Source organism: Streptomyces sp. NPDC090499 (genome assembly GCF_044769305.1).
In the GTDB taxonomy this organism is placed as follows: domain Bacteria; phylum Actinomycetota; class Actinomycetes; order Streptomycetales; family Streptomycetaceae; genus Streptomyces.
In genome coordinates this window covers 970,461-993,705 of record NZ_JBIVXP010000001.1, presented here as the reverse complement: position 1 = coordinate 993,705, position 23,245 = coordinate 970,461, and the positions used below count along the sequence as shown (strand labels likewise).

The window sequence follows — 23,245 nt, the reverse complement described above, 5'->3', positions numbered from 1 at the left end:
GCTCAGACACCGAGCGCCCGCTTCATGATCTTCCCCATGTCGTTGCGGGGGAGTGCGTCCAGGTAGCGGACGACGCGGGGTCGCTTGTGCGGGGCGAGCCGCCCGGCGACATGGTCCGCCAGCTCCTCGGCGGAGGGCGGCGACTGAGGCTCCGCCGGGACGATCCAGGCGACGATCCGCTCGCCCAGGTCCGCGTCCGGCTCCCCGGTGACCGCGGCCTCCCGCACCCCCGGATGCTCCAGCAGCGCGTTCTCGATCTCCCCGGCGCCGATCTTGTAACCGCCGCTCTTGATCAGGTCGGTGGCCTTGCGCCCGACGATCCGCACATAGCCGTCCGGCTCGCGCACCGCCATGTCCCCGGTGCGGAACCAGCCGTCGGCGGTGAAGGCGGCGGCGGTCGCGTCGGGCCGGTTGAGGTACTCGGTGAACAGGTTCGGGCCGCGCACCTGGATCTCCCCGACGGTCTCCCCGTCGTACGCCGCGATCCCGGTCCCGTCCTCCTCCACCAGCCGCAGCTCCACCCCCGGCAGCGGCACCCCCACGGTGCCCGCGCGGGCCTCGCCGTCGGCCCTGACGCTCGTGTTCATCAGGGTCTCCGTCATGCCGTACCGCTCGACGACCCGACGTCCGGTCGCCGCCGCGATCCGCTCGTGGTCGTGGACGGGCAGCGCGGCCGAGCCGGACACCAGCAGCCGGGCCCGGCCGAGCGCCTGCGCCAGGGCGGGGTCGGCGGGCAGCGCCTCGGCGATGCGGTGGTACATGGTCGGCACGCCGAAGAACATGGTCGCGCCGTCGTCCAGTTCGCGGGTGACCCCGGCGGTGTCGAACCGTCCCAGGTGCCGGACCGATCCGCCGCGCCGCAGCGGCCCGAGGATGCCCAGCACGAGCCCGTGCACATGGAACAGCGGCAGGCCGTGGACGAGGACGTCCTCCCCGGTCCACTGCCAGGCGTCGGCGAGCGCGTCCAGGGTGGCGGTGAGCGCCCGGCGCGGGATGACGGCGCCCTTGGGCGGGCCGGTGGTGCCGGAGGTGTAGACGACGAGGGCCGGGTCGGACTCGGCGGTACGGTCCTCGGGCAGCGGCCCCACGGCCGCCACGTCGACGTCGATCCGCGCCAACCCGGCGAGCGCCGACGGGAGTTCGGCGCCGGGCGCGGCCAGCACGGCGGCCGGCGCGCTGTCGGCGAGGATGTGCGCGAGTTCCTTCTCGCCCGACCTGGGGTTCAGCGGTACGGCCGCCCGCCCGGCGAGCAGGGTGCCGGCCACGGCCACCGCCGTCTCCAGCTCCGACGTCGCCCACACCGCGACCCGGTCGGCGTCCCGGACCCGGCCGGCGAGGGCACCGGCCGCGGCGCCGAGTTGCCCGTACGTCAACGACCGCGCCCCGAACCGCAGGGCGACCCTCCCGCCCGGACCGTCCACCAGGGCCGGAAACAGAAACGACACGCGACGACTCCTCACCGTTCGGAACCTCGACAGCCTCTTCCTACACCAGCCGCCACCCTCCGGGGCCGCCCCACCCGCGCTCCGCACCACGACGTCGATCACACTGCCCGGCCCTCACCGCCGCCGCGTCCCGACGACCGCGCACAGATCGGACGCGAGCCGCACCTCCACCGCCCGCAGCGCCGGATGCTCCAGCCAGTGCAGCCGCGCCCGGTCGACGCCCCCGCCGAACCGGGGCGGCCACTGCTCGACGGGGGTGAAGTCGTCGACGACGACCATGCCACCGGGCACCAGCAGCCGCTCCACATCGGCGGCGGGGTCGCCGGGCACCTTGCCCTGCCCGCCCCCGTCGAGCACGAGCAGCTCGAAGGGCCCGTAGGCCGCGATGTCCCGCCAGTCCGCGCACGCCACCGTGACCTCGGCCCGCTCGCGGAACACCTCGGCCGCGGCCCGCGCCCGCTCCGGCTCCCGCTCCACACCGAAGAGCCGCACCCCGGCCCGCGCCCCCGACGCGAGCCAGGCCAGCCCCACCCCCAACCCGGTCCCGGTCTCCCCGATCCGCCCACCGGACCCGCCGACCCCACCGGCCAGCACCTGGAGCGGCCGCCCCTGCTCGGGCCGGCACGAGCAGCCGAAGGACTGGGACCGGGCCGCATCGAGGGCCCGCCCGACGAGCGGAGGAAGACCGGAGAGGCCGGTGTAGGCGTCGGTTCCGTGGAGTGTCATGGCGGACTTTCTACCGGGCGGGTGTCCTGGGCGGCGGCTCTTCACTCCGGTCCGGCCCCGTTCTTCCCCGGCCTCCTGTCCGACTGTCAGGCCGGGACGGGTGGGTGGGCGATGATGTCGGCCACGACCGCGCTCGCGTTGTCGGTGCCGCCTGCCTCGTTGGCCGCGCTGATCAGCACCCGCACCGCGTCCGCCGGCTCGCCCCCGCCCAGCAGGTCCCGGATCCGTTCGTCGGGGACCTGCCTGGTCAGGCCGTCCGAGCAGACCAGGTACCGGTCGCCGGGGCGGGTCTCCTTGAGTTTGAGGTCCGGGGTGTCGGCGGAGTCGCCCGGCAGGGCCTTCGCCAGGAGCATGCGCTGCGGATGGCTGTCGGCCTCCTCCGGCGTCAGCCGGCCCTCGTCGATCAGCGACTGCACCACGCTGTGGTCGTGCGTGATCCGGAACAGTTCCCCGTCCCGCAGCAGATACGCCCGCGAGTCCCCGATGTGCACCAGGGCCAGCCGGGACCCGGTCCACAGCAGCGCGGTGAGTGTCGTACCCACGTCCGCGCTCCCCTCCGCCACCTCCCGTACCGCCTCGGCCGCCGAACGCACCGTGTCCTCCAGGAGGTTCAGCACGTTCCCCGCCGACAGTTCCGCCTCCTCAAGGGGCTTGAGCGCCGCCACGGCGGCGGCACTGGCCGATGCCCCGGCCGGCCCGCACCCGTCGGCGACGGCCAGCAGCCGGTGCCCCGCGTACGCGGTGTCCTGGTTGGACGGCCTGACACGCCCCCGGTCCGAGTGGGCGGCATAACGCAGTTCCAGTTCCAGCATGTTCGTCGTGTCCCTTCTCGACTCTCCGGACAGGTGGTCGACGAGGAACGCGGCCAGGTCCCGCCGTACGGCGGTGTCCGCCTCGACACGGGCCCAGTACGCCCGCACCTCCCGGGCGGCCCGGTCCGCCGGCAGCGCGCACACCTCGCGGATGCGCGCCAGCGGCATGCCGAGCCGCCGCAGCCAGGCCACCAGCCGGGCGCGCTCCAGCTGCGCGCCGGCGTAGTACCGGTAGCCGGTCTCCGGGTCGACCCGGGCGGGCTTCAGCAGATCCAGCTCGTCGTACAGCCGCAACGCCTTCGGCGACAGCCGGCTGACCTTCGCGAAGGCCCCGATGGTCAGCCATTCCATGCCGTCTCCATGCCGTCTCCCTGCCGTTCCGCGCTTGCGTTCCGCGCTCGCGTCCTCGTCGTCCGTGTCGATGCTGGGGCTTCACCGAGGGTGAAGGTCAACGGCGTTCCCGGGTTAGCCTGCCGGAGGACGCAACGCAGACGCCGACAGCCAAGGGAGCCCCCGCCGTGCCCCGCATAGCCCTCGCCACCTACGACCCCGGCACGGAACCCGGCAAGGACCAGGACCTGCCGGTGCTGCTGGCGGCGCTGACCGCGGCCGGGGCGGAGGCCGTCGCCCGGCCGTGGGACGACCCCGAGGTGGAGTGGGGCGGCTTCGACCTGGTCGTCATCCGCTCCACCTGGGACTACGCCTGGCGGACGGACGAGTTCCTGCCGTGGGTGGAGCGGGTGGGGAAGGCGACCCGGATCGCGAACCCGGCGGACGTCGTGCGGTGGAACACCGACAAGCGGTATCTCGGTGACCTCGCGGCGGCCGGTGTGCCCGTCGTGCCGACCCGGTATCTGGCCCCCGGCGACCCGGCCGCCGGCCTGCCCGCCGACCGCGACTTCGTCGTCAAGCCCACCTTCGGCGCCGGCGCCCGGTTCGCCGCCCGCTACACCCCCGGCGAGCACGGGACGGCCGTACGGCACCTGGCCCGGATGCACGAGGAGGGGCTGACCGCGATGGTCCAGCCGTACGTCTCCGGGATCGACGTCAGCGGCGAGCGGGCGCTGCAGTTCTTCGGCGGGCGGCTCCTGCACGCCAGCCGCAAGCGGGCGGTGCTCAGGCCGGGCACGGCGTACGACGCGGACAAGGTCGCCCACCCGGACCTGGCGGTCTGGACCCCGACTCCGGCCGAACTCGCCGTGGCGGAGCGCGCGTTGGCCGCCGTACCGGACGCGCCCGAGCTGTTGTACGCCCGCGTGGACCTGGTCGACGGCGCGGACGGGCGGCCGCAGGTGATGGAGCTGGAGCTGGTCGAGCCGAACCTCTTCCTGTTCCTGCACCCGGATTCGGTGGCCGGGGTGACCGAGGCGATCCTCACCGCGGCTCGTCGATGACCGCGGTGCGCTGCAGCAGGCCCCAGGTGAACTCGGCGACCACCTGACGGCCGTCGGGCACCTTGAAGGTGAGCCCCCACCGGGTCGGGGCCGTGCCCTCCAGGGGGCGGGCGGGGGCGAAGGCGCGGGCGGCCTCGTCGACCGTGCAGGACCAGGGGGTGAGGTCGGCGTAGCCCTCCAGTCTCGGGGCGGGCACGTCGGGGGCGCGGACCAGCCATTCGTTCCAGACCGCGCCGCCGGGGGCGACCATGACCTCGAAACGCAGGGTGGGCCAGAGGGGGAGCGGCCACTGCCAGGCCGCGCACTCCAGGTCGCCGACGGTGCGCTTGGTCTCCCACTCGGGCGGGCCGAGCACGGACCGGTAGCGGGCCGCGGCCGAGCGGGACCGGGGCGAGCGGGCCATCGCCTGCCAGCGCTTGTTGGCCTCCCGCATGTCCGCGAGCGACGCGCCCAGCGTGCGCCGGGCGTCCTCCACGAGGTCGGGGTTGTGGTCGGCCATGCGGCGCAGCAGCACCAGCTGGAAGTCCAGTTGCATGCCACCCATGGTGCACGCGCCGCTACTCGGGTTCCTCCAGGCCATTGCCCGTGGAATCCCCGATGGCTAGCCTGTGTTCGTCATGCCGATCGCCTGTTGATATCTCGAACGGCTCCGCAGCTGAGACGCGCGCCGCACGATATCCGGCGCCTAGACCCAAGGGAGGGGGCCGGACGTGGGACGCCTCGTGCCTGCCGTGACCCGGGCTCTCGACATTCTTGAGCTCTTCCTGGACGGGGACGGGACCCTCTCCGCCCCCGACATAGTCCGCAAACTCCAGCTGCCCCGGACCACCGTGCACGAGCTGGTGACCACGCTCTCCGCCCGGTCGTACATCGTGCCCGTACCCGGACAGCCCGGACGCTACCGGCTCGGCGTCCGCCCGTACCAGCTCGGCAGCCGGTACGCCGAGCAGCTCGACCTCGCCGCCGAGGGCCAGCAGGTCGCCCGGTCCGTCGCCGAGACCTGTGACGAGACCGTCCACGTGGCGATCCTCGAAGGCACCGACGTCATCTACATCGCCAAGGTCGACTCCACGCACGCGGTCCGCATGGTCTCCGCCGCCGGCCGCCGGCTGCCCGCCCACTGCACGTCCGTCGGCAAGATGCTGCTGGCCTCGCTGCCGGAGCCGGAGCTGTCCGCGCGCATCCCGGACGACGCCGACCTCGTCGCGATGACCCCGAACAGCATCACCGAGCCGGGCGCCCTGCGCGAGGCCCTCACGGAGATCCGCGCCCGCGGGATCGCGGTGGAGAGCCGCGAGTCCAACCCGGACGTCTCCTGCGTGGCCGCGCCGGTCCGCGACCGCACCGGGCAGGTCGTCGCGGCGCTGTCCATCTCCGTCCCGATGATCCGCTGGAGCGACGAGCGCCGCGGCGAACTGGAGCAGCTCGCGGCCAAGGGCGCCGCCGAACTCTCCGAGCGCCTCGGCCACCGGAGCGTGGCATGACGACGACGGTGACGACGGCGTACGAGGTCGCGGTCGCCGTGGAGGCGACCCTCGGCGAGGGCCCCACCTGGGACCCGGCGACCGGCCGCCTGATATGGATCGACGTCCTCGGCTCCCGGATCCACACCTACGCCCCCACGACCGGGCGCCGCACGATCCGCACCACCGACCAGCACGTCGGCGCGGTCAAGCCGCGCGCGGGCGGCGGCCTGGTCCTCAACCTCCGGGACGGCGTCGGCCTCCTCGACCCCGACGGCACGTTCCGCTGGCTGCACCGCGAGCAGGTCCCGGGCCGCCGCGCCAACGACGCGGCCGTCGCCCCCGACGGTTCCCTGTGGGCCGGCACGATGCGCTACGACGAGGCGACCGGGGGCGGCACCCTCTCCCGGGTGGCCCCCGACGGCACGGTGACGACGCTGCTGCCGGACGTCACCGTCAGCAACGGCATCGGCTGGAGCCCGGACGGCCGCCGCGTCTACTACGTCGACACGCCGACCCGCCGGGTGGACGTCTTCGACTGCGTCGACGGACTCCCCGTCGGCCGCCGCCCGCTGGTGACGATCGAGGAGGACGCCGGTTTCCCGGACGGCCTGACGGTCGACGCGGACGGCTGTGTGTGGGTGGCGCTGTGGGGCGGGGCGGCGGTACGCCGCTATACGCCGGCAGGCGAGCTGGACCGCGTCATCAGCCTCCCCGCCACGCTCACGACGGCCTGCGCGTTCGGCGGCGCCGACCTCACCGACCTCTACGTCACGACGGCCCGCGTGGGCCTCGACCGCCCGCACCCGACGGCGGGCTCCCTCCTGGTGATCCCGGGTGCGGGCAAGGGCGTCGCCCAACCGGCGTTCCTGGGCTGAGCGCCCCGTCAGGGCGCGGGGAACTGCGCGACCGGCCACGACGGCGCCGCGGCCGGTCGACTGCCCAGCGCGGCAGGGCCGCCTTTCGCCTGCGGGCCGGTGGGGGCTGATCGCGCAGTTCCCCGCGCCCCTAAAAGGGGCGTTGCCGAGCGGCCGTTGTCAGGCTGTGGGGGTTGGCCGCGCCTCTGACGGGGCGCTGCTGGAGGGGCGCTACTGGAGGCCGGCTCTCTTCAGTTCCTCCGCGGTGAGGGGTGGTCCGGGCAGGGCCGGTTTCAGTGGTCCTGCCAGCGCAGCCAGCAGTACGGACGGGGTCAGCAGTACCTCCGCGCGGCGCTCCAGGGAGGTCACGTCCGTGACGCGGCGGGCGATGCGGCCGTTGCCGGTGGCCGTGTACATGAGGCGGGACACGTAGGCGGACACGATCCGGTCCCGGGCCGTCGGCCCGTTCTCCGTGGCGCCCGGATAGAACACGTCCTGCCCGATGGCGAGGTCCCAGGCCGCCCCGACCGGCCGGGCGACGGCCTTCTGGACGCGCCGGGCCAGGCCGGGCGTACCGAGGCCGTGCCGCAGGGTCAGCTCCCGCAGCAGCAGCGCGCTCTGCGCACCCACGGCCAGGCCGTGGCCGTAGACGGGGTTGTACGCGGCCAGGGCGTCGCCGAGGACCGTGAAGTTGTCGGGCCAGGCCGGCATCCGCTCGTAGAAGTACCGGCGGTTGACGGTGGCGCGGGTGACGGCGACGTCGGAGAGCGGTTCGGCCTGCGCGAGCAGGTCGCCGATGAGCGGATGGCGCAGCCGGTCGCGGGCGAACGGGACGAAGTCCGCCGCGGAGGACGTCGGTTCGCCCCCGCGGGTGCCGTTGAGGGTGACGATCCAGCGGCCGTTCTCGATGGGCAGCAGGAAGCCCGCCCGGCCGGGGCCGCCGTCCCGCGGGTCCGGCTGCACGTTGATCACCGGGAAGCCGTCGCGGGCCTGCTCGGGTGCGAGGTAGAGCCGGCTGGCGTAGGCGAGACCGGTGTCGACCTCGCGGCGCGCCGGCGCGGGCAGCCCGAGGTCCGCGAGCCAGCGGGGGGCGCCGGACCCCCGGCCGGTGGCGTCGACGACCAGGTCGGCCCCGATGGTCCGCTCCCGGCCGGCGCGGTCCCGCACCCGGACGCCGGTGACCGCCGCCGCGCCGCCCGCGAGCCCGAGCACCTCCGTGCCCCCGGCCACCTCGACGTGCCCGTCCGCGAGGACCCGCGCGCGGACCGTCGCGTCCAGCAGGTCCCGGCCGGCCAGGAGCACGTGGTGGGACTCGGGCCAGCGGCGGAACCAGCCCTGGGCCGAGAGGGCGACCATGTCCGTGGTGACCGGGGCCCGGCGCGCCCCGGCGTCCAGGAGGGCCGCGGTGATGCCCGGCAGCAGCTCCTCCATCGCCCGTACGCCGCCCGACCAGAGCATGTGGGCGTGCCGGGCCTGCGGAAGTCCCTTGCGGGGAGCGGGCGTCGCGGGCAGCTCGTCGCGTTCCACGACGACGACCCGGTCGGCGCGGCCGGCCAGGGCCCGGGCCGCGAGCATGCCGGTGTGGGATCCCCCCAGGACCACGGCGGTTCTGGCGGGGGAGGGACGTTCACTCATGCGCGGACATGCTCTCTGCCGGGACGGTCGCGCGGGTGCGTACCGCCGTGATCTCGTCGGGGTGGCGCAGGACCTCGGAGAGGGCCTGGATCTCCTGGAGCAGGTACGAGGTGTCGGTCTCGGCCGTGCCGCCGCCGTCGTCGTCCGGGGCGTGCCGTCCGCTCTCCACGGCCTCCAGGACCGTCACGGCGGCGGCGAGGGCCTGTGCCCGGCCGGGTTCGTGGCCGAGGGCGCGAGCGGCGTCGTGGGCCCGGCCGCGCAGGTTCTCGTCGAGGAACCGGGACAGTTGCAGGAGCGCGTCCCGGATGTAGGTCTCGCGGCGGATCAGGCGCATCTCGGCGGTGGCGCGCAGGGCGAGCGGTTCGCGGCCGCCCGTGACGGTCCGCATCAGCCGGGCGAGCGGCTTCAGGGCGCGGTGCCGGCGGCGCAGCAGCCAGCGGTCGTGGAAGTACTGGCCGGCGTGCGGGACGATGAAGCCGATCGCGACGAACGTGGCGGCGATGCAGGCGGCCGACGGCGCGATGTTGGTGTTCAGCCAGTCCAGGTCGTGACCGGTCCAGCGGGCCACCACGGCCGTGAACTTGGCCGCGCTGAAGACCAGGTTCGTCGCGTAGCCGATGCCCAGGAACCTGAGCCCCCAGCGCAGCCAGGCGTCGAGTCCGTCGGTGCGGATCCAGTTCCACACCAGGCGGGTGGTGATCGCGCAGGCCACGGTGTGGGCGAGGAGGTAGAGCAGGATCTCCTCGCGCATGAACGGCGTACCGGCGTAGTAGGTGTCCAGGTTCCGGACCTGTTCCACGGGCACGTCGGCGAGCGCGAACAGCACCCACAGGGCGACGACCACGGCCGCGTACACGCTGACCACCCAGCGGGTGGCGCGCCGGGTCTGCTCCCGGCGGTCGGTGTGGCCGTTGCGCCAGTGCACGACCAGCAGCAGCCAGGACGCGGACAGGGCGGTGATCAGGGAGTACACCAGGGGCGCCGAGATGTTCGGCACGCCGGTGACCCGGTTGGTCCAGGCGATGGTGGCCGGAGCGGCGAAGGCGAACACCGCGCAGGCGAACAGCAGCAGGCCGCCGACGGCACGCAGCAGCGGGTCCCGCCAGAGTTTGAGGATGCTGGGCAGCTTGATCACCAGGGCCGCGGTGAGGACGAGGCCCGGCAGCCAGAAGGAGATGTACAGCCCGGTGAGGAACGCGGTCGGGCCCTCGGCCAGTGCGGGGTACGTCACCGGGGTCCGCCTTCCCGTCCGGGGTAGCCGAGGGAGCGCTGGACCGGGTCGGGCGGTGTCCCGCCGCCCCGGCCGGGCAGGAAGGGCCGGAGCGCGGCCGCGAGCCGGTGCCCGAAGTCGTCGGCCTCGGCCTCGTCGGCCGCCCGGGAGCCGTTGCGGGCGGCCACGGTCAGGGCGAGGGAGTCCCAGCCCGCCCGCCCGGCGAGGGCGTTCGCGGCGGCCGCGTGGTGATGCGTGTGACGGGCGTGCATGTGCCACAGCTCATGGCCCAGGATGACCAGTTGCTGTACGGCCTCGGCCCGCTCCTCGACGATCACCAGGTCGAACTCCTGGAACTCCACCCACAGTCCGGTGACCTCGATCTCGTCGGGGAACCGTTCGAAACGCAGCTCGACCGGCCGGCCGCCGCGTCCGAGGCTCGTCTCGTCGCACAGCGCACGGCACAGTTCCCTCACGTCGGCGGGCCGTTGGGACCGGGCGCGGACGGCGGCGGTGAGGTCGGCGGCGAGCCGGCGCATCCGTACGTTCGCCCGGGACCGCCGCAGCTGAGCGGCCGGCCGGGAGCGCCGCAGCCCCGCGGCGATCCGGGCCCACCGGTGCCGCGCGCCGGCCAAGTCCATCGCTCCCCCTTCGCACCGCCCCATCGGCGGTCACCGCGCCGCGTCGGCCCGTCCGAGACTACGCGTCCGGATGTGTCCGCGTCATGCCATCCGGGGCCGGGAGTCCGAGCGGTGGTTCACCGGGCAACGACTGCCCGATGCATGAAAGTCACGCGCGACCCATTGACGCGCAAGCGCTTCGATTTTACGGTCCCGTTCGAAGTTACGAGCGCCATACGAGATTTCGAACATGGACTTCTACAGTAAGGGCAGGGCATGGGACGACCTGGCCTGAACCGCAGGCAGCTACTGGCCACGGCAGGGGGGTTGGCGGTCGCCGGCAGCCTCGGCTTCGCCGCGCTCGGCACCGGCGCCGACGCGCTCGCCTCCGGCGCGGACACCCGGGTGCGCTACTGGAACCTCTTCAGCGGCGGCGACGGCGCCAACATGATCGCGATGCTGGACGCCTTCCGCAGGGAACACCCCGGCATCGACGTGAAGGACTCCACCCTCCAGTGGGGCAACCCCTTCTACACCAAGCTCGCCATGGCCGCCGCCGGCAACCGCGCCCCCGAACTCGGCGTCATGCACATGGGCCGGGTCGCCGGCTTCTCCCCGGGCCGCCTCCTCGACCCGTGGGACCTGGACCTCCTCGCCAGGTACGGCGTCCACAAGGCGGACTACAGCCCCGCGCTGTGGAACCGCGGCGTCATCGACGGCAAGCTCTACGCCCTCCCGCTCGACATCCACGTACAGCTCTGCTTCTACCGCAGGGACGTCCTGAAGAAGGCCGGCCTGCTCGGCGACGACGGCCTGATGGTCCCGGTCACCTCCACCGACGAGTGGTTCGACGTCCTGAAGACGGCCAGGGCGGTCCAGAAGAAGGGCCTGCAGACCATCGGCCTGTGGACCAACGACCAGAACTTCCAGTGGTGGTTCTTCGTCGCCTTCTACACCCAGCTCGGCGGCACGTGGTTCAGCGCCGACAACACCGAGGTCCTCTTCGACACCGGCAAGGCCACCCAGGTCCTGGAGTTCTTCCGCAAGCACGTCACCGACGGCTACGTCATCCCGGGCGCGCCGACCGGCGAACAGTTCATCAACGGCGCCCCCTTCACCTGGGAGGGCAACTGGTCGGTGCCCGTCTTCTCCGGCGCCGAGCTGGACTACGGCGCGACCCCGCTGCCGCCCGTCTTCGGCAGACAGGCCACGCACGCCGAGTCGCACTCCTTCGTCCTGCCGCACCAGTCCGGCCGCGGCGGCGCCACGAACGAGGCCGCGCACGAACTGGCCGCGTACGTCGTCACCCACGCCCTCCAGTGGGCGGCCGGCGGCCACATCCCGGCGTACACGCCGACGCTGTCCACCGCCGCGTACAAGAAGCTCACCCCGCAGCACGAGTACGCCTCCGCGATGTACCACCAGGCCACCGAGCCGAAGGTGTGGTTCGCGGGCTCCACCGGCGTCCTCGCCCAGGACCTCGGCCCGCTGGTCGTCTCCTCGACGACGGGCTCGGCCAGGCCGGACGCCGTCGCGCAGACGATGCGGAAACACCTCGTCGAACTCCTCGCCTCGAAGAACCCGATGGACGGCAGGACCGCCGCGCAGGGAGGTACGGCCGCATGACGACCAGTGCAGGGACCGTCGTCGCACCCGTGCGGGCGCGGACCGCCGCCGCCTCCGCCACCGTCCGCCGCAGGCAGGGCTTCCAGCACGGGGGCTGGTTCGTCGCCCCGTTCCTGGCCCTCTTCGCGCTCTTCGTGGTCTGGCCGCTGCTGCGCGGCGTCTACCTCAGCCTCACCGACGCCAACATCTCCGGCGACGGCGCGAGCTTCGTCGGCCTCGACAACTACCGCGAGGCGCTGCACGACCAGGCCATGTGGGACGCGCTCGGGCACAGCGCCTACTTCACGCTGCTCGTCGTCCCGGCCATCACGGTGCTCGCCTTCCTGCTCGCGATGCTCGCCCACCACATCGAGCGCGGCAAATGGCTCTGGCGCCTCTGCTTCTTCGCCCCCTTCCTGCTCCCCTCCACGGTCGCCGGCAACATCTGGCAGTGGCTGTTCACCCAGGGCATCGGCCTCCTCAACGAGACCTTCGGGCTCGACACCCCCTGGCTGACCGACAAGTCGTACGCGATGCTCGCCATCGTCATCACCACCCTGTGGTGGACGGTCGGCTTCTCCTTCCTCCTCTACCTCGCCGCCCTCCAGGGCATCCCCGGCCACCTCTACGAGGCCGCCAAGCTGGACGGCGCGAACGCCTGGCACCGGACGGTCCACATCACCCTGCCGATGCTGCGGCACATCACCGGCCTGGTGATCGCGCTCCAGGTCCTCGCCTCGCTCCAGCTCTTCGACCAGGCGGTCGTGATGATGGACTTCGGCCCGGGTCCCGAGCTCTCCACCCGCAGCTTCGTCCAGTACACCCTCGAACAGGGCTTCACCAGCTACCGCGTGGGCTACGCCTCCGCGATGTCCGTCATCTTCTTCGTGATCATCGCGGCCGTCGCCCTCGGCCGCATGGCGCTGCTGCGCAACCGTGAGGAGGCCACCCGATGACCACCACCACCCAGATCCGCCCCGAGCCCCGCCTCCGGACCCGCAGGCCCTGGACACCCGGCCAGATCGTCCTCACCCTCCTCGGCGTCGCCGTCTCCGCCGTCTTCGTGGCCCCGATCGCCGCGGCCCTGTTCACCTCGTTCAAGTCCGAGGCCGAGGCCGCCGAGATCCCGCCGCACTGGCTGCCGAAGGTGTGGACCGGCCAGGCCTGGAAGGCCCTGTGGCAGACCGGCAACATCACGAACTGGTTCGTCAACTCCCTCGTGGTGTCGATCCTGGTGACGGCCGTCGTGGTCACCGTCGCCGCCCTCGCCGGATACGGCTTCGCCCGCACCGAGTTCCGGGGCCGGGCCGCCCTGATGGGCCTGGTGATGACGGGCCTGATGATCTCCCCGGCGGTCCTCGGCGTCCCCCTGTTCACCACCGTCCAGCAGATGGGCATGGTCGACACCTACTGGGGCATGATCCTGCCGCAGTGCGCTCCGGCGGCCATGGTCTACATCCTCTACAAGTTCTTCCAGGGCATCCCGCGCGAACTGGAGGAGGCCGCCTTCATCGACGGCGCCGGGCGCTGGCGGATCTTCTTCACCGTCGTCGTCCCGCTCTCCCGCCCCTCCCTCGCCGCGGTCGGCATCTTCACCTTCATCGCCTCGTGGAACAACTTCCTGTGGCCGTACATGGTGACCAACAACCCCGACCTGATGACCATGCCGAACGGCATCGCGACCGTCATGAACTCCTACGGCATCCAGTGGGCCCAGCTCATGGCCGGCGGCCTCATGGCGGGCCTGCCGCTGATCGTCGTCTTCGTCTTCTTCCAGCGGCAGATCGTGGCGGGCGTCGCCCACACGGGATTGGCGGGACAGTGAGCGTACGCAGAGCGCTGACGGCCGTGGCGACGGCCGCCCTCCTGGCCCTCCTCCCCAGCGCGGCGCAGGCGGCCGAGAGCTACCCCGACCCCCTCCCCCTGACCGGCCGGCAGATCATCCACGACCCCACCGTCATCCACCTGGGGACCGGCGGCTACGTCGCCTACTCCACCGGCGGCGTCATCGGCGCCCGCCTCTCCACGAACCTCCGCGACTGGACCGACGCCGGCAACGCGTTCACCACACCCCCGAGCTGGTGGTACGACTACAACTCCACCGCCGACCCCTGGGCCCCAGACCTCTCCTACCGCGACGGCCGCTACTGGCTCTACTACGCGGTCTCCTCCTGGGGCACCAACCACTCCGCGATCGGCGTCGCCACCTCCCCGACCGGCCTCCCCGGCACCTGGACCGACCACGGCACCGCCTTCACCTCCGACACGACCGACCCCTGGAACGCCATCGACCCGGCGATCACCCGGGCCGACGGCAAGCTGTGGATGGCGTTCGGCTCGTACTGGACGGGCATCCGCATGGTGGAACTCGACCCGACGACGGGCAAGGCGATCCCCGGAGCCACCGTCGCCCACCTGGCCACCCGCCCCGACGCCCCCTACGCCGTCGAAGGCGCCTCGATCCTCCACCACGGCCGCTACTACTACCTCTTCGCCTCGTACGACGCCTGTTGCGCGGGCGTGAACTCGACGTACAAGATCAGAGTGGGCCGCTCGACAACGGTGACGGGCCCGTACACCGACAGCACGGGCACGCCGATGCTGGAGGGCGGCGGCGACCTCCTCCTCGCCTCCCACGGCCGCTACATCGGCCCCGGCGGCGAGTCGACGTTCCTCACGAACGGCAGGACGTGGCTGGCCTACCACTACTACGACGCCGACGACAACGGCACCCCAAAGCTCGGGCTCAACCCCCTGAACTGGACAAAGGACGGCTGGCCCAGCTTGCGTCAGGGGCGCTGGGGGTACCCCCGGCCGAAGGCTGGGGGAGGAACTGCGCGACCAGCCACAGATCACCTGCACTCGCCCACGATCCAGTAACACCCCACCCCGAAAGGCGAACATTGCGCACCGCCCGCTTCACCCTCGACCCCGCCTTCACCACCGGCGAAGTCAACCCCCGGCTCTTCGGCTCCTTCGTCGAGCACCTGGGCCGCTGCGTCTACACCGGCATCTTCGAACCGACCCACCCCACGGCCGACCCCGCCGGTCTCCGCCAAGACGTCCTCGACCTGGTCCGCGAACTCGGCGTCACCACCCTCCGCTACCCCGGTGGCAACTTCGTCTCCGGCTACAAGTGGGAGGACTCGGTCGGCCCGGTCGAGGACCGGCCCCGCCGCCTCGACCTGGCCTGGCGGTCGACGGAGACCAACCGGTTCGGACTCGCCGAGTACATCGCCTTCCTGAAGAAGGTCGGTCCGCAGGCAGAGCCGATGATGGCGATCAACCTCGGCACGCGCGGCGTGGCGGAGGCCCTGGAACTCCAGGAGTACGCCAACCACCCCTCCGGCACCGCCCTCTCCGACCTCCGGGCCGCGCACGGCGACAAGGACCCCTTCGGCATCAAGGTCTGGTGTCTGGGCAACGAGATGGACGGCCCCTGGCAGACCGGCCACAAGACCGCCGAGGAATACGGCCGCATCGCCGCCGAGACGGCCCGCGCCATGCGCCAGATGGACCCGTCCGTGGAACTGGTCGCCTGCGGTTCCTCCAGCCAGTCCATGCCGACCTTCGCCGAGTGGGAGGCGACGGTCCTCGCGGAGACGTACGACCTGGTCGACTACATCTCCCTGCACGCCTACTACGAGCCCCAGGACGGCGATCTCGACTCCTTCCTGGCCTCCGCCGTGGACATGGAGTCCTTCATCGAGAACGTGGTCGCCACCTGCGACCACGTGGGCGCCAGGCTGAAGTCGCAGAAGAAGATCAACCTCTCCTTCGACGAGTGGAACGTCTGGTACACCTCGCGGTGGCACGAGATCGAGAACTCCGCCGACCGGGACTGGGCCGAGGCCCCCCGCCTCCTGGAGGACAACTACAGCGTCCTGGACGCGGTGGTCTTCGGCTCCCTGCTCATCGCCCTGCTGCGGCACGCCGACCGCGTCACGGTCGCCTGCCTGGCCCAGCTGGTCAACGTCATCGCCCCGATCATGACCGAGCCCGGCGGCCCGGCCTGGCGCCAGACGACGTTCTTCCCCTTCGCCCAGGCCTCGCGGTACGGCAGGGGCCGGGTCCTGGACGTACGCGTGGACTCACCGACATACGACACGAAGAAGTACGGCGAGACGGACCTCCTGCACGCCACAGCGGTCAAGGCCGACGACGGCACGGTCACCGTCTTCGCCGTGAACCGCAGCCGGACGGAGCCGCTGCCCCTGGAGATCGCCCTGAGCGGCCTCGCCCTGGCCCAGGTCACGGAACACAGCGTCCTCGCGGACGCCGACCCCGACGCCCGCAACACCCTCACGGCCCCGGACCGGGTGACCCCGCACCCGGCCAAGGGCACGGCACTGACCGACGGCACCCTGACCGCCGTCCTCGAACCCCTGTCCTGGAACACGATCCGACTGGCGTAAGGGCGAACGCGCCCCTTCAGGGTTGCGGGGAACTGCGCGCTCAGTCCCCGCAACCCGCAGCTAACGGCCGGGGGAGGGAACCGTCTCCACGGAAACTCCCCCGACCGAACTGCCAAGCAGCTCAAGCCGCACAACCCCCGGCCCAACCTCACTCGTGCCGTCCGAAAGCACAGCCAGGGCCAACGTGTTCGAACCCCGGGTTCGCAGAATCCCGTTGGGCAGCACGAACGTGTGCTGCGGCCCCACATCGTTCACGTACTGCCCGAGGTTCCACCCGTTCAAGAAGATCTGCACCCGGTAGGCCCGCGCCGGATCGTCCTCCAGCACCAGCCCCACCGACGCGTCCACCCCGCCCGGCACGGACAGCCGGAACCCGGTCCGGTACCAGGTGACCCCCATCCCCCGGTCGGCGCGCGGAAGAGTGACCGCCTCCCAGCCGCCGTCCGCGAACCCGGGCAGGTGCCAGCCCTCCCGCTCCCCGTACAGCCCGCCGTTGTTCTGCGGACCTCGCACCGGATCCGGTGCGAGGGCCCCCTGGATCCGCCAGCTCACCTTCGGCGAGACGCCCTTGAAGGAGGCGGCGGTCAGCCCGCGCGCCACCTTGTGGGTGTCCAGCGACGCGCCGTCCATGTCGTGCTGCATCCGCCGCACCAGCACGGACAGCACGTGCGCCGGCCTCTTGCGCCGCTTCTTCTTCAGCCCGTCGGCGGAGAACTCGGCGGTGGCCGTCCAACTCCCCTTCCGCACCGTCTTCGCATCCGGCACCGGCATCCGGTGCGAGCCCAGCGGCACCCCGTCCAGCCAGGCCATCAGCATGCCCTGGGTGCCCGTGCTGTAGGCGAGGGAGACGGACTCCAGGTCCGAGAGGTCGCCGGCCACGTGCCCCCGGTACCAGACGTCCCCGTAGTGGAAGCCGTAGTCGTCGGCGAAGAGCACCGGCTGACCCGCCGGGACGGCCGTCGTGCTGAACGACGTCTTCTTGTCGGCGGCCGGCCACGCCGAGTCGTCGAAGCCGGTCGCGGCCTCGGGGTTCTCGGTCTTCCGGCGCCAGCCGGTGAGCACCGGCAGCTCCGGCAGCGGCGCCGCCGGCATCTCCGCCAGGGCGACCAGGCTCTCCGAGACGGTCACCCGGGTCCGTACCGGCTGCCCGTTCCAGGTGACCGAGGCGATCCCGCGCGGCCCCCAGACCTCGACGCCGCTCGCCCCGACGATGTCCCCGGTGAGGTGGACGGCGGACCCGTCGAGCTTCGCGTGGCGCAGCAGCGCCGGGCCGTAGACCAGGAGCGTGCCGGACGGGGTGTCGTACGGGAACAGCCGTACGGAGGTCGCGTCGTCGGCGAAGAGGAGGAGCAGCGGGGTGTCGCTGTCGCCGCGCTGGACCAGGACCCGGGTGAGCCCGCCCTGCCCGAGCGGCGCGGTGACGTGCAGGACGCCCTGGTCGTAGACCCAGGCCGCCTCGGCGTCGAGGCGCTGGACCAGCGGCTCGGTCGGGCACTCCAGGACGAGGTGCGCCATCTCGCCGTAGCGGCCGGTGAACAGGGCGATGTCCTGGCGGCCCGTGGTGAGCACGAACATCGGCTGGGCGGTGCAGTAGCGCAGCTTCCGCTTGCCGAGGGAGAGGCCGGTGGTGACGAGCCGGGCGTCGTGGCCCGCGACGGTCAGCTCGACGTCGTCGCCGTCGGCGGTGCGCAGGGTGGAGGTGACCTCCTCGGCGCCGTCGTTGCGCAGGACGTAGACGTGGGCCCGGGTGTCCGGGTTGGTGAGGTGGTACGTCTTCAGCCCCCCCACGTGGACGTCGGCCGCGCGGTCCAGTTTCGCGAAGTCCGGGACGCGCTGCAGGAGGTGGCCGAGCTGGTGCATCGGCGCGATCTTCGTCGTGACGTTGCGGGCCTCGTCGATGGCGGCGCCGTAGTCGTACGACGTGTAGACGACCGGCGCCGGCAGCCAGCCCCAGGTGGTGCCGCCGTAGGTCATGTAGACGTTGTGGAGGGTGAGGCCGTTGGCGAGGTTGGTGAGGTAGAAGCGGCGTTCGTAGGCCGCGTCGCGGGTGCGCCGGGACTCGGCGTACCCCTTGCCGCCGAACTCGACCCCGCCCCACGGGTCGAACCAGCCGCCCCCGTACTCCGGCACGAAGCCGGGCGTGCGCGGGCTCGCGGTGGCGCCGCCCTTGAGGCCGCCGATCCCGAAGCCGCCCCAGTCCGGCGGGGGCTGGGAGGGCGAGGGGTAGCCGTCGAAGCCGTACAGCCACCCGCCCTTCTCGCCGCCGGTGTCGAAGGAGCCGGGGATCCAGTAGCCGTTGCGGCCCTTGTCGTTGTGGAAGAGGGGGACGTCGATGCCGTCGGCCCGCACCTTCTTGTAGAGGTGGGACATGTAGGCGGGGCCGCTCGGGTCGGCGACGTGGCCGTCGTACTCGTTCTCGATCTGGTAGAGCAGGACGGTGCCGCCGCCGTCGGTGTGCTGGTGGCGGCGGACGATGCGGTTGACGGCGGTCAGCCACTGGTCGACGTGGCCGAGGTAGGTGGGGTCGGTGCCCCGGGCGGCGCCCGCGGTGGCGGTGAGCCAGCCGGGGAAGCCGCCGGCGTCGACCTCGGCGTTGATGTAGGGGCCGGGGCGGAGGATGACGTACAGCCCGGTCTCGGCGGCCGTGCGCAGGAACAGGTCGAGGTCGCGGACGCCGGTGAAGTCGTACGTCCCGGGCGCGGCGGAGTGGTAGTTCCACGCCACGTAGATGCTGACCGTGTTGTAGCCGTGCCCCCGCATCTTCTCCAGGACGTCCCGCCACAGGGACGGGCTCGGGAGGCGGAAGGGGTGCAGTTCGCCGGACCAGACCACCAGGCGCCGCCCGTCCACGACGAGGGAGTAGTGGTCGTAGCCGATGGTGTGCCGCTGTCCGTCCGCTCTCGGCGCGGCCGGTGCCGGGCCGGTCGGCACACTGCGGGCCGCGTAGGCCGCGGGCGCCCCGGGGCCGCCGCTGCCGCCCAGGGCGAAACCGAGCGCGGTCGAGCCGGCGAGGGCACTGAAGGTACGTCTGCTGAGCGCCAAGGGATCCTCCCGGGCGATCTTACGGGGCGCGGGTGCGGCCATTGTCCACGGGAGGACGCCCCACAATGGACGCATGAGGATCTCGGCACGAGCGGATTACGCGGTACGGGCGGTTCTGGAGCTCGCCGTACGGCAGGGGGAGGGCCCCGTGAAGGCGGAGGAGATCGCCGGCGCCCAGGACATCCCGCACAAGTTCCTTGAGGGCATTCTGGGTGACCTCCGGCGCGCCGGGATCGTCGACAGCCGGCGTGGCGGGGGCGGCGGCTACCGGCTGGCGCGGGAGGCGTCCGCGATCACCGTGGCCGACCTGATCCGCGCGGTGGACGGCCCGATCGTCTCGGTGCGCGGCGAACGCCCGACGGGTCTTGCCTACACCGGCACCGCCCAGCCGCTGCTGCCCCTGTGGATCGCCCTGCGCGCCAACGTCCGCAGGATCCTCGAAGGCGTCACGGTGGCGGACATCGCGGCGGACGCCCTGCCGGAGCCGGTCCGCGCGCTGGCGGCGGAGCCGGCGGCCTGGGAGAACCCCTGAGCCTGCGGCGAGGTGTGAAATCCGGCGTTGTGAATGGCCGGAGTTCGCCCTGACCGGTTCATGCCACGGTTCCTACGATGCGAGCGCCCCGGTCTTCACAGGAAACTCACAGGTTCTTCAAAAGTGAACTACGGACGGCCGCGGGTGCAACCCCCCACTCGAATCACCGAACCGGAGAAACCATGGGACCCAGGAGACATCGCCTCCTGTTCGGCGGAGCGCTGGCCGCGCTGCTCACCGCCGGGCTGCCCGCTCAGGCCCAGGCCTCGTCGTCGCCCGTCTTCGACGACCCGCCGCCGGACAAGATCGTCATCAACGTCGCCACGGTGAACGGCTCCGGCTGTCCGCAGGGGACCACGGCCGTCGCCGTGTCCGAGGACAACGAGGCCTTCACCGTCACCTACAGCGCCTACCTCGCCCAGGCCGGCGGAAACTCCGACCCGACCGTCTTCCGCCGCAACTGCCAGCTCAACCTGGTCGTCCACGTGCCGGGCGGCTTCACCTACGCCATCGCCAGCGCCGACTACCGCGGCTTCGCGTCGCTCCAGCCGGGCGCCACCGGTACCCAGCGTGCCTCGTACTACTTCCAGGGCTCCTCGAACACCGCGTTCGCCAACCACCCCTTCACCGGCCCCTACAACGACAACTGGGAGGCCACCGACACCACCGACTGGGCCCAGCTGGTCTGGGCGCCCTGCGGGGTCCAGCGCAACTTCAACATCAACACCGAGCTGCGGGTGAACGCCGGGAGCGCGAACCCCGGCAAGGTCAGCTTCATGACCATGGACTCCACCGACGGCGAGATCAGCACCGTCTACCACCTGGCCTGGAAGCAGTGCCCCAGCAAGTAGCCCGGCCGGTCACAGGCTCCCGGGCCGGACCAGTCCGGTCCGCTTGACCCCGGTCAGGATGGGCGTGACCTCCATCGTGGAGACGTGCTCCAGGGCACCGATCGTGTCGCTCAGGAAGAGGTAGAGCGCGTCGAGGTCGGTCGCGGCGACGGCCACGAGCAGGTTGGCCGAGCCGGTGGTGGCCGAGGCGAACCGCACCTGTGGATGGCGGCTCAGCCGCCGGCCGGTCTCCTCCAGACCGCCGGGGGCGACCGTCATCCACAACAACGCCTCGGTACGGATGCCCAGCCGGGCGAGATCGACCTCGGTCGCGAGCCTGAGGACCATGCCGCCCGCCAGCGCCGCCAGGCGCCGGCGGGCGGTCAGGGCACTGACGCCGGCGCGGCGGGCGAGGTAGGTGTAGGAGGCCCGGCCGTCCTCGACCAGCCCGGCGACCAGCTGGTGGTCGGCGGGGGTGAGCGCCAGGCGCGGGCCGGCCTCCGGCAGCTCCGGGCGCAGACTGGCCAGCTCCGCCTCCGACAACATGCCGCCGCTCCAGTCGAAACCGGCCGGGAAGACCCGCAGCAGCGCGTGCGAGGTCCACGACTGCACCGCCGCGGTGGCCGGCAGGTCGCGCAGCAGCAGGTTGTTGCGGGCGTCCGGCCCGTCCAGGAAGAGGATCGTGCAGATCTCGTCACCGCCGCCGAGGACGTCCACCCAGATCGTGTCGGGGCGGCGGGCCAGGGTGGCGGCGATGGCGCCGATCCGGTTGGGCTTGCACCGGATGCGCAGGGCCAGCGGGATCAGGTCGGGGAAGCACACCGGGTTGCGGACGGCCGTGGCCCGTAGCGTGCCGTCGTGGTAGAGCGGCGCGGCCCGCCGCACCACGGTCCGCTCCGACACCCCGAGGACCCGGCCGACCGTGCGCCAGGAGGCGCGCGGGGCCGCCAGCATCGCGGCGGCGATCCGGCTGTCGGTCTCGTCCAGGCGATGACGTGCTTTCTCCATACCCATGGATCATATGGCGTGCTTTCTCGATCGGCAGCCTCCTTTCTGGCTCATCTCCACACTCGCGTTGAGGATCGGAGACATCGCAACCGAACCGAGAGAGGTGAGCACCATGGCGGACATCGAGAACCCGGTCGTGGCCACGGAGCGCGGCAGGGTCCAGGGGATCACGGAAGGCGGGGCGGTCTCCTTCCGGGGCATCCCGTACGCCGCGTCGCCGGTCGCCGAGCTGCGGTTCGCCGCGCCGCGGCCGCACCCGGGCTGGACCGGGGTGCGGCAGGCGGTCGAGGCCGGGCCGGCCGTCCCGCAGGGCCCGTCCCGCCTGGAGCAGGTGATGGGACACCGGAAGCCGGACTGGGACGAGGACGGCAGCCTCACCGTCAACGTCTTCGCGCCGCGCGGGGCCCTGGCGGACGGCAGGCCCCGGCCGGTCCTGCTCTGGTGGCACGGAGGCGGCTTCACCAGCGGCTCCGGCGGCTGGGACTGGTACGACGGCGGTCGCCTCGCCGCTCTCGGCGACATCGTGGTCGTCACCGCCAACTACCGGGTGGGACCACTGGGTTACCTCTACCTCCCGGATGAGGGCACCGCCAACCTCGGCTTCCAGGACCAGGCCGCCGTGCTGCGCTGGGTGCGGGACAACATCGCCTCCTTCGGCGGCGACCCGCGCGAGGTGACGGTCGGCGGCCAGTCGGCCGGCGCCTACTCCACCCTGTACCTGGCGCTCGACCCGGAGACCTCCGGCCTCGTCACCCGGGTGCTCGCGCAGAGCGGCCCCTTCGGCCTGGCCCCGCAGGACCCCGGGGACGCGGCCGCGAACGCCGAGGCCTACCTGGAACTGCTCGGCGTCCCGGCCGGCGCCGACACCGCGAGGGCCCTGCGCGCCCTGCCCGCCGAGCAGCTCCTGTCCGCCTACTGGCGGCTCGCGGGACAGCTCGCCCGCCCCGGCAACGCCGCCCCGCCCATGTACCCGGTGCTCGGCGCCCCCGGTCTGCCCCGTACCTGGCAGCGGGCGCTCGCCGACGGCGCCCTGGAGGGCAAGCCGCTGCTCATCGGCACCACCGCCGACGAGGCCACGTCCTTCTTCGCGTTCGAACCGGCCGTGCAGAACCTCACCCCCACCGGCGCCGTGGACCTCCTGTCCGCCCAGGCCGGCGACCGGGCCCGGGAGTTCTATGACGCGTACGCCGCCCGGCTCCCGCAGAGGACCCCCGCACAGATCTTCACCGCCATCGGCACGGACACCCTCTTCCGCGACGGCTCGCTCCGGATCGCCGACCACCACGCGGCCGGCGGCAACGTGACCCACGTCTACGAGTTCGACTACCGCCCGGCCGAGGACCCGCACTCCCTCGGCGCCGCCCACTGCGTCGAACTGCCCTTCCTCTTCAACACGTTCGACGCCTACCCGGACAGTCCGATGCTCGGCGCCGTCGGGGATTCCCAGCGCGCCCTGGGGCACGAGTTCGCCACCGCCGTCGCCGAGTTCGTCAGGACCGGCTCGGTGCACGACTGGCTCCCGTACGCCCCCGGGACGGCCGCCCGCGTCCGCCACTTCGGCTGAACGACGGCCCTCGCCCCCGGCGCGATGCGTTCCGGCGCAAGGACCGCGCGCCGGAGCGAAAGACCGCCGTGACGCCCTCCACCAGGC

Annotated in this window: 20 protein-coding genes; 11 read left to right on the top strand and 9 right to left on the bottom strand. The window is 72.5% G+C overall.

From position 1 onward, the window contains the following. Nucleotides 1–2: 2 nt before the first annotated feature. The 3 genes from ACIQVL_RS04635 to ACIQVL_RS04625 form a co-directional block, all read right to left on the bottom strand. On the bottom strand, nt 3–1,445 hold the full coding sequence (locus ACIQVL_RS04635) for an acyl-CoA synthetase (RefSeq protein WP_403474349.1): 1,443 nt from the start codon (nt 1,443–1,445) through the stop codon (nt 3–5). A gap of 114 nt (nt 1,446–1,559) precedes the next feature. Next, on the bottom strand, nt 1,560–2,171 hold the full coding sequence (locus ACIQVL_RS04630) for an O-methyltransferase (RefSeq protein WP_403474348.1): 612 nt from the start codon (nt 2,169–2,171) through the stop codon (nt 1,560–1,562). A gap of 86 nt (nt 2,172–2,257) precedes the next feature. Then, entirely contained in the window at nt 2,258–3,334 is a 1,077-nt protein-coding gene (locus ACIQVL_RS04625) for a MerR family transcriptional regulator (RefSeq protein ID WP_403428013.1), read from the bottom strand. 167 nt (nt 3,335–3,501) lie between these two features. Here ACIQVL_RS04625 and ACIQVL_RS04620 point away from each other — a divergent pair, with 167 nt between their 5' ends. Beyond that, a complete protein-coding gene (locus ACIQVL_RS04620) occupies nt 3,502–4,377 on the top strand; it encodes a RimK family alpha-L-glutamate ligase (RefSeq protein WP_403474347.1) in 876 nt (291 codons plus the stop codon). Here the strand turns inward: ACIQVL_RS04620 and ACIQVL_RS04615 are convergent. After that, nucleotides 4,358–4,912, bottom strand: a complete 555-nt coding sequence (locus ACIQVL_RS04615) for a hypothetical protein (protein WP_403428019.1) — start codon at nt 4,910–4,912, stop codon at nt 4,358–4,360. The two genes, ACIQVL_RS04620 and ACIQVL_RS04615, sit on opposite strands and share 20 nt — an antisense overlap. A gap of 175 nt (nt 4,913–5,087) precedes the next feature. Between ACIQVL_RS04615 and ACIQVL_RS04610 the strand changes: the two genes are divergently transcribed. Together ACIQVL_RS04610 and ACIQVL_RS04605 are read left to right on the top strand one after the other, a co-directional pair. Next, nucleotides 5,088–5,861 carry an IclR family transcriptional regulator gene (locus ACIQVL_RS04610; protein WP_403428021.1) on the top strand — a complete coding sequence of 258 codons (774 nt, stop codon included), beginning with the start codon at nt 5,088–5,090 and terminating at the stop codon, nt 5,859–5,861. Continuing rightward, nucleotides 5,858–6,718: an SMP-30/gluconolactonase/LRE family protein gene (locus tag ACIQVL_RS04605; RefSeq protein WP_403428023.1), complete on the top strand. Its 861-nt coding sequence runs from the start codon at nt 5,858–5,860 to the stop codon at nt 6,716–6,718. The genes ACIQVL_RS04610 and ACIQVL_RS04605 overlap by 4 nt, the downstream gene beginning before the upstream one ends. 210 nt (nt 6,719–6,928) lie before the next feature. Here ACIQVL_RS04605 and ACIQVL_RS04600 read toward each other — a convergent pair whose 3' ends face one another. From ACIQVL_RS04600 to ACIQVL_RS04590, 3 genes are read right to left on the bottom strand one after another with little or no spacing between them, the layout of a single operon-like run. Then, nucleotides 6,929–8,332: an NAD(P)/FAD-dependent oxidoreductase gene (locus ACIQVL_RS04600; protein WP_403474346.1), complete on the bottom strand. Its 1,404-nt coding sequence runs from the start codon at nt 8,330–8,332 to the stop codon at nt 6,929–6,931. After that, nucleotides 8,325–9,563: an MAB_1171c family putative transporter gene (locus tag ACIQVL_RS04595; protein WP_403428027.1), complete on the bottom strand. Its 1,239-nt coding sequence runs from the start codon at nt 9,561–9,563 to the stop codon at nt 8,325–8,327. Before ACIQVL_RS04595 ends, ACIQVL_RS04600 begins: the two co-directional genes overlap by 8 nt. Beyond that, complete coding sequence (locus tag ACIQVL_RS04590; protein WP_403428029.1) at nt 9,560–10,183, bottom strand: toxin-antitoxin system, toxin component family protein; 624 nt, start codon at nt 10,181–10,183, stop codon at nt 9,560–9,562. Before ACIQVL_RS04590 ends, ACIQVL_RS04595 begins: the two co-directional genes overlap by 4 nt. A 255-nt stretch (nt 10,184–10,438) precedes the next feature. Between ACIQVL_RS04590 and ACIQVL_RS04585 the strand changes: the two genes are divergently transcribed. Genes ACIQVL_RS04585 through ACIQVL_RS04565 form a run of 5 tightly spaced genes read left to right on the top strand, consistent with a single transcriptional unit; the run spans nt 10,439 to nt 16,182 of the window. After that, complete coding sequence (locus ACIQVL_RS04585; RefSeq protein ID WP_403474345.1) at nt 10,439–11,788, top strand: extracellular solute-binding protein; 1,350 nt, start codon at nt 10,439–10,441, stop codon at nt 11,786–11,788. After that, nucleotides 11,785–12,723, top strand: coding sequence for a carbohydrate ABC transporter permease (locus ACIQVL_RS04580; RefSeq protein ID WP_403474344.1), 939 nt, complete (start codon nt 11,785–11,787; stop codon nt 12,721–12,723). Before ACIQVL_RS04585 ends, ACIQVL_RS04580 begins: the two co-directional genes overlap by 4 nt. Next, a complete protein-coding gene (locus ACIQVL_RS04575; RefSeq protein ID WP_403474343.1) occupies nt 12,720–13,592 on the top strand; it encodes a carbohydrate ABC transporter permease in 873 nt (290 codons plus the stop codon). Before ACIQVL_RS04580 ends, ACIQVL_RS04575 begins: the two co-directional genes overlap by 4 nt. Further along, on the top strand, nt 13,589–14,647 hold the full coding sequence (locus tag ACIQVL_RS04570; RefSeq protein WP_403474342.1) for an arabinan endo-1,5-alpha-L-arabinosidase: 1,059 nt from the start codon (nt 13,589–13,591) through the stop codon (nt 14,645–14,647). The genes ACIQVL_RS04575 and ACIQVL_RS04570 overlap by 4 nt, the downstream gene beginning before the upstream one ends. 23 nt (nt 14,648–14,670) lie before the next feature. After that, a complete protein-coding gene (locus ACIQVL_RS04565) occupies nt 14,671–16,182 on the top strand; it encodes an alpha-N-arabinofuranosidase (RefSeq protein WP_403474341.1) in 1,512 nt (503 codons plus the stop codon). A 60-nt stretch (nt 16,183–16,242) separates the two neighbouring features. On the opposite strand, the gene ACIQVL_RS04560 is transcribed toward ACIQVL_RS04565, so the two are convergent. Then, nucleotides 16,243–19,224 (bottom strand): beta-galactosidase, encoded by a 2,982-nt coding sequence (locus tag ACIQVL_RS04560; protein WP_403474340.1) that lies wholly within the window; start codon nt 19,222–19,224, stop codon nt 16,243–16,245. 73 nt (nt 19,225–19,297) lie between these two features. On the opposite strand from ACIQVL_RS04560, the gene ACIQVL_RS04555 reads away from it, so the two are divergent. Next, nucleotides 19,298–19,756, top strand: coding sequence for an Rrf2 family transcriptional regulator (locus ACIQVL_RS04555; RefSeq protein WP_093503415.1), 459 nt, complete (start codon nt 19,298–19,300; stop codon nt 19,754–19,756). A gap of 182 nt (nt 19,757–19,938) precedes the next feature. After that, nucleotides 19,939–20,607: a DUF4360 domain-containing protein gene (locus tag ACIQVL_RS04550; RefSeq protein ID WP_403428042.1), complete on the top strand. Its 669-nt coding sequence runs from the start codon at nt 19,939–19,941 to the stop codon at nt 20,605–20,607. A 9-nt stretch (nt 20,608–20,616) separates the two neighbouring features. On the opposite strand, the gene ACIQVL_RS04545 is transcribed toward ACIQVL_RS04550, so the two are convergent. Then, entirely contained in the window at nt 20,617–21,594 is a 978-nt protein-coding gene (locus ACIQVL_RS04545) for an AsnC family transcriptional regulator (RefSeq protein ID WP_403428044.1), read from the bottom strand. 112 nt (nt 21,595–21,706) lie between these two features. On the opposite strand from ACIQVL_RS04545, the gene ACIQVL_RS04540 reads away from it, so the two are divergent. Next, a complete protein-coding gene (locus ACIQVL_RS04540) occupies nt 21,707–23,158 on the top strand; it encodes a carboxylesterase/lipase family protein (RefSeq protein WP_403428046.1) in 1,452 nt (483 codons plus the stop codon). Nucleotides 23,159–23,245 lie beyond the last annotated feature (87 nt).